The sequence below is a fragment of the Hydrosulfovibrio ferrireducens genome, assembly GCF_046883345.1.
Taxonomy (GTDB): domain Bacteria; phylum Desulfobacterota; class Desulfobulbia; order Desulfobulbales; family Desulfurivibrionaceae; genus Thiovibrio; species Thiovibrio ferrireducens.
Window position 1 is genome coordinate 24,424 of record NZ_JALKCW010000005.1, and the last position, 13,195, is coordinate 37,618.

The 13,195-nt window shown below is 60.4% G+C and carries 12 protein-coding genes; 8 read left to right on the forward strand and 4 right to left on the reverse strand.

Annotation, left to right across the window (positions count from 1 at the left end; all coding sequences use genetic code 11):
* Positions 1 to 106 precede the first annotated feature (106 nt).
* The 3 genes from MWR57_RS01075 to MWR57_RS01085 all read right to left on the reverse strand — a co-directional run bounded on the left by MWR57_RS01075 (position 107) and on the right by MWR57_RS01085 (position 2,770).
* Complete coding sequence (locus MWR57_RS01075; RefSeq protein ID WP_423122932.1) at positions 107 to 784, reverse strand: hypothetical protein; 678 nt, start codon at positions 782 to 784, stop codon at positions 107 to 109.
* Positions 785 to 865: 81 nt separating this feature from the next.
* Positions 866 to 1,957: a DUF2914 domain-containing protein gene (locus MWR57_RS01080; RefSeq protein WP_423122934.1), complete on the reverse strand. Its 1,092-nt coding sequence runs from the start codon at positions 1,955 to 1,957 to the stop codon at positions 866 to 868.
* Between the two features lie 39 nt (positions 1,958 to 1,996).
* A complete protein-coding gene (locus MWR57_RS01085) occupies positions 1,997 to 2,770 on the reverse strand; it encodes a YkgJ family cysteine cluster protein (RefSeq protein ID WP_423122935.1) in 774 nt (257 codons plus the stop codon).
* A gap of 115 nt (positions 2,771 to 2,885) precedes the next feature.
* On the opposite strand from MWR57_RS01085, the gene MWR57_RS01090 reads away from it, so the two are divergent.
* Positions 2,886 to 4,736, forward strand: a complete 1,851-nt coding sequence (locus MWR57_RS01090) for a family 10 glycosylhydrolase (RefSeq protein WP_423122936.1) — start codon at positions 2,886 to 2,888, stop codon at positions 4,734 to 4,736.
* Positions 4,737 to 4,851: 115 nt separating this feature from the next.
* Here the strand turns inward: MWR57_RS01090 and MWR57_RS01095 are convergent, their stop codons facing one another.
* On the reverse strand, positions 4,852 to 5,112 hold the full coding sequence (locus MWR57_RS01095) for an AF1514 family protein (RefSeq protein ID WP_423122937.1): 261 nt from the start codon (positions 5,110 to 5,112) through the stop codon (positions 4,852 to 4,854).
* A 92-nt stretch (positions 5,113 to 5,204) separates the two neighbouring features.
* On the opposite strand from MWR57_RS01095, the gene MWR57_RS01100 reads away from it, so the two are divergent.
* The 7 genes from MWR57_RS01100 (at position 5,205) to MWR57_RS01130 (ending at position 13,195) form a co-directional block, all read left to right on the forward strand.
* On the forward strand, positions 5,205 to 7,541 hold the full coding sequence (locus MWR57_RS01100) for a two-component system sensor histidine kinase NtrB (protein ID WP_423122938.1): 2,337 nt from the start codon (positions 5,205 to 5,207) through the stop codon (positions 7,539 to 7,541).
* Positions 7,542 to 7,621: 80 nt separating this feature from the next.
* Positions 7,622 to 9,043, forward strand: a complete 1,422-nt coding sequence (locus MWR57_RS01105; RefSeq protein WP_423122939.1) for a sigma-54-dependent transcriptional regulator — start codon at positions 7,622 to 7,624, stop codon at positions 9,041 to 9,043.
* A 234-nt stretch (positions 9,044 to 9,277) separates the two neighbouring features.
* The gene (locus MWR57_RS01110) at positions 9,278 to 9,739 is read left to right on the forward strand and encodes a response regulator (protein ID WP_423122940.1); all 462 of its coding nucleotides are present in this window, start codon (positions 9,278 to 9,280) and stop codon (positions 9,737 to 9,739) included.
* A 26-nt stretch (positions 9,740 to 9,765) separates the two neighbouring features.
* Positions 9,766 to 10,344, forward strand: a complete 579-nt coding sequence (locus MWR57_RS01115) for a rhodanese-like domain-containing protein (RefSeq protein ID WP_423122941.1) — start codon at positions 9,766 to 9,768, stop codon at positions 10,342 to 10,344.
* A gap of 3 nt (positions 10,345 to 10,347) precedes the next feature.
* Complete coding sequence (locus MWR57_RS01120) at positions 10,348 to 11,085, forward strand: rhodanese-like domain-containing protein (protein WP_423122942.1); 738 nt, start codon at positions 10,348 to 10,350, stop codon at positions 11,083 to 11,085.
* A 242-nt stretch (positions 11,086 to 11,327) separates the two neighbouring features.
* Positions 11,328 to 12,317, forward strand: a complete 990-nt coding sequence (gene rfaE1, locus MWR57_RS01125) for a D-glycero-beta-D-manno-heptose-7-phosphate kinase (protein WP_423122943.1) — start codon at positions 11,328 to 11,330, stop codon at positions 12,315 to 12,317.
* Positions 12,314 to 13,195: a YicC/YloC family endoribonuclease gene (locus tag MWR57_RS01130; RefSeq protein WP_423122944.1), complete on the forward strand. Its 882-nt coding sequence runs from the start codon at positions 12,314 to 12,316 to the stop codon at positions 13,193 to 13,195. The genes rfaE1 and MWR57_RS01130 overlap by 4 nt, the downstream gene beginning before the upstream one ends.

The window sequence follows — 13,195 nt, forward strand, 5'->3', positions numbered from 1 at the left end:
GTCTATCACACACTCCAGCGTCCGGACGCCACAAGGGGATTCACCCCTCTCCCCAGCCCGTCCTCCGCTGTTGCATTTCCGTCTCGATACCGGGCAAAAAATCAGGTTATTTGAGCAAGGGTTCTACAATGACGGGGATGTCCCGCTCGACTTCGTCGGTGAGGGCGGAGCCGTCCTTCCGCAGGTTTTCGGGTTCGCCCACTTCGGGCGTCTCCGTGCGCACCTGCTCTTCGGGAACCTTGGGCTTCGCCTCCGCGCCGGGGCTGACAACGGGCTTCTCGTCAGCCGGCTCCTGGCCAGGGCTTGCCTTCTGTGGGACAGGAGCCGCTTCCTTGCCGGGGCTGATTACACCCTTCTCCTCCACCGGTTTCTCGACAGGACTTTGCTGCTCCCGGACAGGGGGCTCCCTGTCCGGGACGGCCGTCTGCATCGCCGGTTCTTCCGCCTTTTCCTCCGCGGGACCCAGCGGGGATTTCCGGAGCTTCAGGCGTGGATCCTCGGCTTCGACACAGGTAAAATACAGTTCATAGGAGACCATGTCGATGCCCAGGCTGCTACCGTACTGAAAAATATTCTTCACGAAGAGGTACTGTTTCTTCTCTTGCGCACAACGCTCATTGGCGGTTTGCACTGTTTCGCGAAGAATTTTTTTAGAGGTGCCCCAGGCACTGATCCGGTACACATCGGGCCCCATTGTTTCGGGAGGGACCGTTCGCACCGGGGCGCAGCCATTCGCCATGAGGGCTGCGGCGCCAAGCAGAATAAGAAAAAATATTTTTTTCATCCAAAGATTGATCCCGGAAGAGGTCAGTACTGCAGACGAAGGGTAACACATACGAACGGGCAGGAAGAAGAGAAATTATCCTCACAAACCCAGCACCGTCTCCCGGTCCGGTTCAACCGGCGCATCGGTCACCACGCTGAAAGCATGAACGACAACCGTGTGGCCGCTTTCGGTTTCCACATTCACCCGCCATTGCCCCGGAGCCACCTCCTGCTTGTAGGTGTAGCCGCGAAAACCGCCATCACGGCCGCCAAAGAGGCCAAAGCCCATGCGGGAGACAGTAACCCAACCGCGGAAGGGATCATAATGCTCCCAACGGTGATAGAGGCGAGTGCTTAACCCTCCCGGCGCAAAAACCGAGGAAACACAGTACAACCGCTCTCCCGGCGCAAGATGCACCTCGTGCGACAAATCCCGCCAGAATACCCACCTGGGTGCTTTTTCCAGGGTGAGGCGATACTCGTCCGCCACCCGCGCAAAATTTCGCCCCACCTGAATATCCCGCTTCACCAGGGGAACCGGCGGAATCATATCCAGGGGATAGGCCACCGCCAGCATGGCGGCGATGACCCAAACCGGCGCAGCCCGGCCGGGACACCCGGGCGTTTTCTTGCGCAGCCAGTGGGTGAGACCCGCCCCGGCAAGGGTGCTGAGATAAAACCAGGCCATACTGATGCTGCCGGCCAGAAACGGCAGGAGAAAATTGAACAGCAGCATGGCGCAAAGCCCGAACAGCGCCCAGGTGAGGGTGAAGCGGCTGTATTTGCCGTCAATAAATTCGTTGGCCACCAGCAGTCCGCCAAGGCCAAGGGACCACAGCATGGCGGCCAGATGGCTGGAACTCTGAAAATAGAGGATGAACAGCGCGCTGAACAGCCCACCGAAGAGGAACTGGAGCAGCAGGTACGGCGCGCGGTCCCACCAGGATGACAGGAAAGAGGGGGATTGGGACTCAGCGATCTGCGGGACATCTCCAGAGGCAGTTGCGGCCAGGATGTGGCGCCGGTGCCCCAGCCACCAGAGGATTACGGCTGCACAGGCGAGGTAGCCGGAGAGGAGCCAAAGATCCAAGGGCGTTACAGCCCGACCGATGGTGAGCGCATCCCACGAAAATCCGCCGAAAAAGGCGAGGACCGGAAGATAGGCGCGGAGATGTGCAAATCTGGTTTTCACGAATACGTCCCGCATCACGGCAAGGAATTGCCCGTTGCCTTATCGCTTCAACTGGAGGGTGGGCTTGTTGCCGAGCACCAGCTTGAGCCAATCGTAGCCAAAGGTGAGCAGGGCCTCGTCATCGGTCTCGATGAGGCGTTTGCGGGATTTGTCCAACCGGTAGAGGTTGAGCAGGTTGTGCTCGGCCACATACTGGCGGAAACGGTCGATATTGTAGCAGACCATGAAGGCCAACTGCTGCCTGGGTCCGGCCGCGCCCTCGCTCTGCCAGGGGTTTGAGGAAAAAAGGGTGTCCATCTCGGCCCAGAGATCGTCCATGGCGTTGTAGTAGACCAACTGCTGGTCGCGGAGCCATTCCTTCACCGTCCACTCCTTTTTTTCCTGATGCCCCAGACAGTACGAGTGATCGGTCATGAAATAGTAGGCACGGGGCTGGCCGCGCTCCGGGTTGCGGTCAATGGCCCGTTCCAGGGGATAGGTGCGGCAGGCGGAAGGACGGTCCTCATACACGAGGCACCCCCGTTCCGGATCGAGAAACGGGCAACTGTTTTCCGCGTCATCCCGCATCCGCATGACAATGGCGGGAAAGAGCGGGTTGGCCCCCTGGGCCACGCCGGTGTAGGTGTTGAGCAACTCCTCCGAGGTGATCCCCAGCCTTTTTTTCAAGCGGATGAGATCGTAGGGATAGAGAAACAGGGTCAGTTTCCGGCAGCAGCGGGTGAAGCAGGGAACCTCGGGGTTGCAGGCAAAAGGAAACGGGGAGTCGCCCAGGGGCTGCATGCCTTCGGGGAATTTTTTCAGGTCGGTCATCATTTTTTTCCTGGTGCAATATGCGGGCAGCGCGGTAACAATACAGTGGGCGGCATGGCCTTCCCATGCCTGAAACGATCGCGCAAAGTACCATCCCGCCGCCAAAAGGTCAACCCGGATGCCAAGACCACAACCCTGTTCCCTGCGCGCCTTGCTCCCAGCCCTGGCCCTGCTGCTGCTCGTCTCGGCCTGCGCCCCACGACTGCGGACCGCGGCCTGGGTGGTCCGTTTCGATCTGGACGACCCGGCGAAGATTGCCGCCCTCTGCCCGCAGGCGAAGCAGGCAGGGCTTGACCACCTGCTGGTGCAGGTCCGGGGCCGGGCCGACGCCCTGTATCGAAGCAACCTCGCGCCTCGGGCCGGGAATCTGGCCCAGGCCCCAACGGATTTCGACCCCCTGGCCCAGTTGCTCACGGAGTGCGCCCCCCTGCCCCTCCATGCCTGGCTCAATGTTTTTTATCTCTGGGGCGGCGACACCCCGCCGGAATCCCCGGAACACCCCGGACACCCCGGCCAGCCCTGGATCCTTTCCGACAACACCGGACGGCCGGTTTCCGGCTATTCCGCCCGGGAAAAACGGCTGGGCTGGATCGAAGGCAGCTATGCCGACCCGGCTTCCACGGAATACCGCACCCTGTTTGTCGCAGTGGTCCGGGAATTGCTGGCCCGCTACCCGGTGGCCGGTATCCATCTTGACTTCATCCGCTACCCTGGCCCAGGCTACGGGAAAAGCGACTCGCTTGCCAAACAATTTGAACGATCCCATGGCGTTGACCCCAGGCTTCTGCCGGAGCGAATCAACGCTGGAACCGTGACCGACTGGCTTGAAGGGAAGCTGTCGCCAACGGACCGGGTGCTTACCACGGCAGCGCTCTTCTGGAACGAGTTCCGCGCAGGCCAGGTCACCCAGCTTCTTCGGGAGGTCCGACAGGCTGTGAACCACAGCGGCGCAACCGGTATAGTCCTTTCCGTTGCCGTCTTTCCCGAGCCCGCGGCCGCCTATCTGGAAAACGGCCAGGAATACCAGGCCTGGGCCGCGGAGGGGCTGGTGGACAGACTGTACCCAATGGCCTATTTCGGGGATGCCGACCGGGTGAACGCCCAGCTCCGGGAGATTACCGCGACCACCCCCCGTCCCTCACAGGTCAGCCTCTGGGCCGGACTGGGCGCTTTAGGCAAAAACTCCGCCCAGCTCGGCAAGGAGGCGCGGATCGCCGGAGAAAACGGCTATGAGGGGGTCGCCCTCTTCAGCCTGGGGCATCTCCTGAAAAAAAATGCTGCTTTGGCCGGGGCCGAGGCGGTGCGGGCTCCCCGCCTGTCTCCTGTCCGCAAAGCCGAGCCGGGCGAAACAAAACTCCTTGCCTCCGCCCCGCCCGAGCTTCTCCCCCCGAACATGCCTGCCCTGAAAAACATCGCCTGCAAAGCTCTGGGCGGATCTCCCCCCCAAAAGGGCCTGGAGGCCAAACTGGCCTTGCGCTTGCAGGAGTATGATCACGCCCGGCAACACAGCATCCCCAAAACCCTCAACCAACTAAAAAGCGGCCTGATCACTGTGCCGGAGCGCCTCACCCTGGGCGGCATTTTCCGCTACGCCAGCCCCATGGACAGCCCCGCCCGCTGGCAGGAGCAGGAAGCCTTCTGTGAAAAAGCCCGGCAAAGGCTGCTGGCCGGAGAAGAGCTGGCCGCGGTGGCTGAAGAGATGTCCCAGGACAGCAGCAAAACCATGGGCGGCCTGCTTGCCCCCCGTTTTCTCGACCTGCTCGATCCCCAGGATCAGGAGCTTGCCCAACTGCTCCCGCAGGAAATCAGCCGAATCATGCGGGTTGCCAACGGCTTCTGGTGCTACCGGCTCGAAGACCGTGAGATCGGCAGAGGGATGACCTTTGCGGAGGCGCCCTGGGAAGCGAAGCGAATCCTCTTCCGCCGGGGGCTGGGGGAAATGTTGGCAGGAACCGGACGGGGATTATAAGCCCTAGCAGGGTGTTGAAAAATTCGTTTTTCAACACCCTGCGTGAGATCAAACAGAATTCACTTCTGGCCGAGCGTGGTTAAAAAAAGCCAGGACGGCTTTTTTCAACATCCTGCTAGCTATGGATGAACACATATTCCCTGTCGTTGAAGATGATCTTCAGCCGCCCGCCATGATTCTCGCCATACACCTCCCATCCCGGCTTCCCCTTGATCTCGCACTGCACGCAGCCCGGAGAATGGCTTTGCCGGCGGGCATCGGACCAGGCCAGGCAATCGGTTTCAGCGTTCCCTTGCCGGGCGATGATTTTCGCCATGTTCCGGGCCGTTTCAAACTCAAGATCCGCCCCGGTGATTGCAATCAAAATGTCTTTCATGCTACTATCCCTCCGTTGAAGAATGCCTCGCTTTCTCTCAGAAAAACAGGGCAACGCCCGTTACGCAACAAAAACCAGAGCCAAGGCCTCCCATGAAACTGCGGACCATCATCTTCATCATCCTCCTTGCCCTTGGCATCCTGCCCATCCTCACCCTGGTGGGAGTCAATCTCCGCGCCCACATCAACCAGCACGAAACAGTGGAGACAAAACGGACCGCCGCCGCTGCCGAAAGCAGCTTTGTTTCCCTCAATGCCAGGGTGAAATGCATCAAAAAAAGCCTCCTCCAGGCAGCCGCCACCCCCCTGAGCGCCGGGCTCACCCCCTCCTCCCTGGACCCTGCCGGTCGCCAACGGCTTGCAGAGCTGCTCCGGGGGCAGTTGAACACGGAAAAGATGATCCTCGGCGTTCGGCTGCTCGATCCCTCGGGCAACCAACTGATTTCCCTCCGCAGAAACAGCGATTCCCTGGAAGCCGCCCTCACCGAAGCGGCACAGCCCGAAGCACAATCCCAGCTCCTCCAGAAAGGGCTGGCGCTCAAAACATCCGAGGTCGACACGCTCCTGACCGGGGATCAGGCCGATCCCGCCGCCACCCGTCTGAGTCTTGCGACCCCGATTCCCGGAGCGGAGGACGGCGCGGCCGGGGTGCTCATCCTGGACCTTGCCCCGGATCTGTTCCTCGATGCCCATGTCGATGCCTGCAGGGTAACGCCCGCGGGCATCATTGTCCATGTTCCGGCCACCTTTCCCGATCTGGAGCCGATGCACCCGGTCACACCCGGCGCCGACCTCCTTGCCCTTTTCCCCGATCTTGCCTCCCATCTTGCGGAGAACCGCCCCTTTGTCTGGGAGAACGGCTCCGGCCAAAGCCTTGTCTGGCTGCCGCTCATTTTCAACGACCATCTCCCCCCGGCCCTGTGGCTGGGCACGCCGGTGGATCGCAGCGCGGCCAGGGAATGGAAGCTTTCCCTGATTTATAACATCGTCGGGATCGTAATCACCATCGCGGTGATCGTTTCGCTCATTGCCAACGCCATCGCCAAAAAAATCGACCGGATCAAGGACGCCATCCTCACCGGCCTGGACTCCATCCTGAACAAGGGGCAGGAAAACGTGCAATTCAACTGGACCGGCCCTCGCGAGGTGGTCAATCTGGCCGAGGAGCTCACCACCCTGGCCAGCCGCTATGCGATCACCCGTACCCGGCAGCAGGAGGCGGAAGCCGACCTGCGCCAGAGCGAGGACAAGTTCAGAAACCTCACCGCCTCTGCCCAGGACGCCATCGCCATGATGGACCACCACGGCAATATTTCCTACTGGAACGAGGCCGCCGCCGAGATCTTCGGCTTTTCCGCGGCCGAGGCCCTGGGCAAGCCGATCCACACCCTGATCTCCCCGCGTCTTTCCGAATCCGGCCAACGGGACGCGGTTGCGGAAAAGCCGATGAGCGACGGACCCATCCGCGAAACCATCGAGCTGATCACCAGACGCAAGGACGGTTCGGAACTGCCCATCGAACTTTCGCTTTCCGAGGCCCGGATCAAGGATAAGTGGAACTCCATCTGGATCATCCGGGACATCACCGAACGCAGGCGGGCCGAGGACGAAACCAGGCTCCAGCAGCAGCAGTTGGTCCAGGCGGACAAGATGATCTCGCTGGGGGTGCTCATCTCCGGGGTGGCCCATGAGATCAACAACCCCAACAGCATCGCCATGCTGAACACCTCCATGCTCTTCAAGGCCTGGGAAAGCGCCAAGCCGATTCTTGAGGCATACTACCGCGAACACGGCGATTTTCTCATTGCCGGGCTGCAATACAGCGAGATGTGCGAGCAGATCCCCCGCCTTTTCCTCGAACTGGAGGAAAGCGCCCGGCGGATCAAAAATATTGTCCATGATCTCAAGGATTATGCCCGGCAGGACACCAGCCGCCACATGGAACCGGTGGAGATCAACGAGATCGCCAAAGCGGCGGTGCGCCTCAACCACAACAAAATCAAAAACGCCACCCGGAATTTCAGCACCGATCTGGCCCCCAACCTGCCGCCCATCCGGGGCAACAGGCAGCGGCTGGAGCAGGTGCTGATCAACCTGATCCAGAACAGTTGCGAGGCCCTGACCAATCCGGAGGCGGCCATAGCCATCGCCTCCCGCTATGACGCGGACAACGACGAAGTGGAGGTGCGCGTCCACGATCAGGGCACCGGCATCGCCCAAGAGATCATCAATCAGATCACCGACCCCTTCTTCACCACCAAGCGGTCATACGGCGGCACCGGCCTCGGCCTCTCGGTTTCCGCCGGGATCATCAAGGAACACCAGGGCAGACTGCGCTTTGCCTCAAGCCCGGAAGCAGGCACCACCGCGACGATCTCCTTTCCGGCCTGGCGGGAAAAAGCATCGGCCCTCTCTCCCAAAGCCGGGTGACAAAATGGCGCAAGCCGGGTAGGGTAAACGGCGCGCCCTGCCCTTTAGCTTGGCAGGAATTTTCAGGAGGATTTTTTCCCATGGATAAACAGCTTTCCCCGTTTCGGCCCATTCTGCTGGTTGACGATGAAGAGGCCTGGCTGCACAGCTTCAGCCTGACCCTGCGCTCCGTGGGACTCAGCAATATCCGCTGCTGCGCCGACAGCCGCAAGGTCATGGAAACCCTGGCCGCCGAGGATATCGGGGTGATCGTTCTGGATCTCACCATGCCCCACCTCTCGGGAGAAGAATTGCTGCCGCAGATCGTGCGCGAACATCCGCAGATCCCGGTGATCATCATCACCGGTCTTGATCTGGTGGACACCGCGGTGCAATGCATGAAACTCGGGGCCTTTGACTACTACACCAAGGTCAGCGAGGAGACCCGCCTCATCGCCGGGGTGCAGCGGGCCGTTGACCTGAGCCGGTTGCGCCTGGAAAACGACCTGCTCAAGGAGCATTTCCTCAAGGACAAGCTGGACCGCCCCGAGGCCTTCAGCCGGATCACCACCCACAACAAGGGCATGCGCTCCATCTTCCAGTACATGGAATCCATTGCCGACACCAGCGAACCGGTGCTGATCTCCGGCGAAACCGGGGTGGGCAAGGAGCTTATCGCCCAGGCCCTGCATGTGCTGAGCAACCGCAAGGGCGAGTTTGTCCCGGTCAATGTGGCGGGCCTCGACGACACCATGTTCTCCGACACGCTGTTCGGCCACAAGAAAGGGGCCTTCACCGGGGCGGACCAGACCCGGCGGGGGCTCATCGAGCAGGCCGCGGGGGGCACCCTGTTTTTGGATGAAATCGGCGACCTTTCCCAGCTTTCGCAGACCAAGCTGCTCCGCCTCCTCCAGGAGCGGGAGTTTTTGCCCCTGGGTTCGGACATCCCCAAACGCACCGATTGCCGGATGATCTTCGCCACCCACCAGAACCTCCAGGAGATGCAGGAACACGGCGGTTTCCGCAAGGATCTCTACTACCGGCTCCATGCCCACCGCATCCACATCCCTCCCTTAAGGGAAAGGCTCGACGACCTGCCCCTGCTGGTCGATCATTTCTTCGAGGAGGGGGCGGCCCGGCTCAACAAGAAAAAACCGAGCTTTCCCAAAGAACTGATCTCCCTGCTGGGCACCTATGATTTCCCCGGCAATATCCGGGAACTCCAGAACATGGTCTTTGACGCCATGAGCACCCACAAGAATCGCACCCTGTCCATGGATTCCTTCAAGGAGTACCTCCGGCTCAGAAGGCCCAATCTGGAAGAAGAGGTCAGAAACCACCCGGAAACCCGGACCCCGTTTGCCGATCTCCCGCAGCTTCCCTCCATCAAGGAGGCGAGCTATCTCCTGGTGCTGGAGGCGCTGAACCGGGCCAACGGCAATCAGGCCATTGCCGCGGAGATGCTCGGCATTACCCGTCAGGCCCTCAACTGGCGGCTCAAACAAGCGGACCGGGGTGAGTGAGGGAAGGCGGCCGTCAACACTCAGCTCCCAGCACGAAGCACTCTGCACTCAGTTCTCCCGCGCAAATCTCCTTGCACCCCATTGCCCCAAATTCCCTGCCCGCCGAAAACAGTATTCATTATAATTCCAAATAGATACCACGAAAACACCACCTCTGGCACCCATATTGCTTCTTTCAGCATAGAGCATGGCCAGTCCCTTTTTTGAGCAAAACAATTTTACACTGTGGAACGCATGGCCACACAACACATCCTTCTCACGGAAAACAGGCCCAATCTGCAGCACAGCCTCGGCCTCATGCTCAAACAGGCGGACTACCGCGTCAGCCTTGCGGAAAACACGGAGGAAGCCGTTGCGTTGCTCAAGACCTTGGCCAACACCCCGGACCCCGTTGATTTGCTGATCGTTGATCTCGATTCGGCCTCGCCGGAGGCATGCGCCACCTTCATGCATGCCCTGTCCGGAAGCAGTCTTGCCATACCCTATCTCGTCCTGGCGGAAGATATCCGCGACACAACGGGCGATGCCTTAACAAAACACGGCTGCCTGGCCTGCATCACCAAGCCATTCGAACCGGCAACCCTGCTCCGGAGCGTGCATCAGGCTCTGGACCGGCTGAAACAACAAGACGGACACCAACCAGGGAGGAAACCAGAGATAACCAGGACCGAATGCCCCACGAACCAACCCGGATAATCATCATTTTTTCAAGGAGAACGATTATGCACAACAAACCGTTACGCAGATGGATTCCATTCCTGCTCATTACCGGGCTTCTCGCAGGCGGCCCGAGCCTTTCCGGCTCGCCGGCCTTTGCGGCGGACCCAGCCCCGCAGGCGGCAGCCCAGGATGCCAACGCCTTTACCGGCAAGATCACCGGCAAATCCAACAAGGCCAAAACCATCTCCATCGAGGTGAAGGGCAAAAACGAATTCCTCAAATTCGACGACAAAACCAAGGGGATGGATCACGCGGTTGAAGGCGAGGCCGCAATCGTCAAGTTTGAACTACGCGGGGCGGACCGCTTCGCCACCTCCGTGGAGCCAAAGCTCGCCGCTCTCCCGGCGGGGGTAACGGAGATGAAGGTCGATGAACTTGCCAAGCTCATTGCCATGGGGCCGGAAGAGGGCAAGTATGTGCTGGTCGATTCCCGGCCTGCCGCCCGCTACCACGAGGGGCACATCCCCACCGCCATCTCGCTTCCCGACACGGTGCACGCTGAGACCGGCGACGCCTACCTGCCCGCCGACGCCCGCCTGAAGAAGACCACCCTGATCTTCTATTGCGGGGGCTTCACGTGAGGCATGAGCCCTAAATCCGCCGGTCTGGCGAAAAAAATGGGTCACACCGATGTACGCGTCATGCTTGCAGGCATCCCCGGCTGGAAAAAAGCCGGCAAGAGCGTCACCGCCTCGGAAAAATTTGTCCAAACAGGCAACATAGTCTTGGTGGATCTGCGCTCCAAGGAAGAATACGAAGCGGGCCATATCCCCAAAGCGCACAACATCCCCCTGGCCTCTCTGGCCGCAAAAGAGGACGATATTCCGATCAAAGCCCCTGTCGTGGTCTATGCCGACTCCTTTGTCGAGGCGCAGCAGGGCTATAACCTGATGAAAAAATGGGGCGTCAAAACCGGCTCCATCTGGCCGGGCGGGGTTAAATCCTGGACGGACAAGGGCAACAAGCTGGCCACCGGCCCCACCCCTGCCTCCATCTCCTGGGTCCGGAAACTGGGCAAGAACGAGGTTGGCCTGGCTGAGTTCAAAAAAGCCATGGATGACGGCGCCAATCAGCTCATTCTGGATGTCCGCACCACGGATGAGGTGAAGGACGGGGTACTCAAGAACTCCAAGCACATCCCCTTGGACGAAATCGAAAAACGGGTCGGCGAATTGCCCAAGGGCAAGGAGATGCTGATCCATTGCTCCACCGGAGCCCGGGCGGAAATGGCCAAAGCCGCTCTGGACAAGGCTGGGCTCAAAAGCCGTGTTCTGATCGCCGACGTGGAATGCGAGCAGGGCAAATGTGAGATCACGGACTAATTCCACTGCTCCTTAAGAAACAGCCGCTTCGCCGGGGCTGTTTTTGCTGTGCAAGGCCCTGCCGGGACCATCCCCCCGGCAGGGCCTTTTTTTTCAATCACCGACAAGCGCGTTCCGGGACATTCTTTCCTTGCCCAACATCCCCAAGCGGTCTATAATTGCGTTTCTTGTATCCTTCCGGCTGGTTGCACCCTATTGCCCCAGCCGTGCCCATTCTGCAACCTGACCCCGGGAGCCGGTCCGTGACTCTGTCCAGCACAAAGAAAAAACAACTCCGCGCCGCTGTCGGCACATTCAGCTCCGCCAATATCCTGGTGCTCGGCGACATCATCGTCGACCATTTCATCTGGGGCTCTGTTTCCCGGATCTCCCCGGAAGCGCCGGTGCCGGTGGTGGATGTCACCCACGAAAACCTGCTGCTGGGCGGGGCGGCCAACGTCCTGCACAACATCTACGCCCAGAACAGCCGCGCCTCCCTCTGCGGGTTGATCGGCAACGACGCCATGGGCGACCATCTTTTGAGTCTGCTGGCGGACATCGGCTCGCCTGCCGCGGGCATCGTCCGCACCGCAAACCGCCCCACCACCCTCAAGACCCGAATCGTGGCCCAGCACCAGCAGGTGGTCCGCTTTGACCGGGAAAAAACCGGGGAACCCAGCCCGGAGCGGCTGGCGGAGATCTGCCGTTTCATCGACGACAACCTGGAGAGCTTTGATGCGGTGATTGTTTCGGACTACAATAAGGGGATGATCAACCTGCCCCTGATGGACCACCTGCGGAGCCGGCTCAAAAAACGAAGCATCCCGCTGATCATCGACCCCAAGCCCCAGCATCCGGAACGCTTTCGCGGCGCCACCATCATCACCCCCAACCTGCACGAGGCCGAGCGCATGGCCGACATGGCCATCAAAACCGAGACGGACCTGCAGACCGCGGCCCATCTCCTGCAGAAAAAGCTGGCCAGCGACGCGGTTCTCATCACCCGGGGCGAGGCGGGCATGGCCCTGTACGAAAAGGGACGCCCCCTCTTCACCATCCCCACCATGGCCAAGGAGGTGTACGATGTCACCGGCGCAGGCGACACGGTGATCGCCACCCTGGCCCTGGGCTTGGCCGTGGGCCTATCCGCTGCCGATGCCGCCACCATCGCCAATTTCGCCGCAGGCATCGTGGTGGGCAAGGTGGGCACGGCCACGGCCTCCACCGCCGAACTTCTTGAGGCCATCGGATGAAAAGACCGTTGAGCATGACTGGTTATGGCCGGGGTGAAGCAGCCGGGGCCAAGAGCTGGACCGTGGAGGTCCGCTCGGTGAACCACAAGTTCCTGGACTTGAGCATCAAAATTCCCCGCAAGTATCTCGGCCTGGAAGATCGGATCAAAAAAGAGATCTCCGCTTACTACAGCCGGGGTCATGTGGATGTCTACGTCAACCCCGGCGCGGAGGCGGGCGACAATATCCGCTTGGCCGCCAATCTGCCCCTGGCCCGCAATTATCACCAATGCCTGGAGGCGATCCGTGAGGATCTCTCCTTGAGTGATCCCCCAACCCTGGCCATGATCCACAGCTACAAGGAGATCATCGTTGCCCATGAGGAGGAGGAAGACCTCGAGGCCGTCTGGCCGCAGGTCTCCGGGGCCCTTACCCAGGCGCTGACCATGGCGCAAGGTATGCGGGAACAGGAAGGCGAGGCGCTCAAGAACGAACTGCACCAGCGGTTGCAGGAGTTTGCCAAGACCGTGGAGGGAATTGCCCAAGATATCCCCGGTATTGTCCAGCGGCGGACCGAGAAACTGAAGGAACGGTTGGCCATTCTCCTGCAAGGGGTTGACCTTGACCCCCTCCGCTTGGCCCAGGAGGTGGCGATCATGGCCGACAAGGCGGATGTCACCGAGGAGGTGGTTCGCCTGAGAAGCCACATCAGCCAGTTTTCCGGCTTTCTTGAGGCGGATGAGCCCGTGGGCCGCAGGCTTGATTTTCTCCTCCAGGAATTCCTGCGGGAGATCAACACCCTGGCCTCGAAGATCAGCGACGCACCCACCGCCCATCTCACCGTGGAATTGAAAACCGAGGTGGAAAAACTCCGCGAACAGATTCAGAACATCGAATAA

Excerpts from the sequence above, each read along its gene's own strand:
- MWR57_RS01075 (WP_423122932.1), bottom strand. The coding sequence starts at position 784 with ATGAAAAAAATATTTTTTCTTATTCTGCTTGGCGCCGCAGCCCTCATG.
- MWR57_RS01085 (WP_423122935.1), bottom strand. The coding sequence starts at position 2,770 with ATGATGACCGACCTGAAAAAATTCCCCGAAGGCATGCAGCCCCTGGGC.
- MWR57_RS01090 (WP_423122936.1), top strand. The coding sequence starts at position 2,886 with ATGCCAAGACCACAACCCTGTTCCCTGCGCGCCTTGCTCCCAGCCCTG.
- MWR57_RS01095 (WP_423122937.1), bottom strand. The coding sequence starts at position 5,112 with ATGAAAGACATTTTGATTGCAATCACCGGGGCGGATCTTGAGTTTGAA.
- MWR57_RS01100 (WP_423122938.1), top strand. The coding sequence starts at position 5,205 with ATGAAACTGCGGACCATCATCTTCATCATCCTCCTTGCCCTTGGCATC.
- MWR57_RS01105 (WP_423122939.1), top strand. The coding sequence starts at position 7,622 with ATGGATAAACAGCTTTCCCCGTTTCGGCCCATTCTGCTGGTTGACGAT.
- MWR57_RS01110 (WP_423122940.1), top strand. The coding sequence starts at position 9,278 with ATGGCCACACAACACATCCTTCTCACGGAAAACAGGCCCAATCTGCAG.
- MWR57_RS01115 (WP_423122941.1), top strand. The coding sequence starts at position 9,766 with ATGCACAACAAACCGTTACGCAGATGGATTCCATTCCTGCTCATTACC.
- MWR57_RS01120 (WP_423122942.1), top strand. The coding sequence starts at position 10,348 with ATGAGCCCTAAATCCGCCGGTCTGGCGAAAAAAATGGGTCACACCGAT.
- MWR57_RS01130 (WP_423122944.1), top strand. The coding sequence starts at position 12,314 with ATGAAAAGACCGTTGAGCATGACTGGTTATGGCCGGGGTGAAGCAGCC.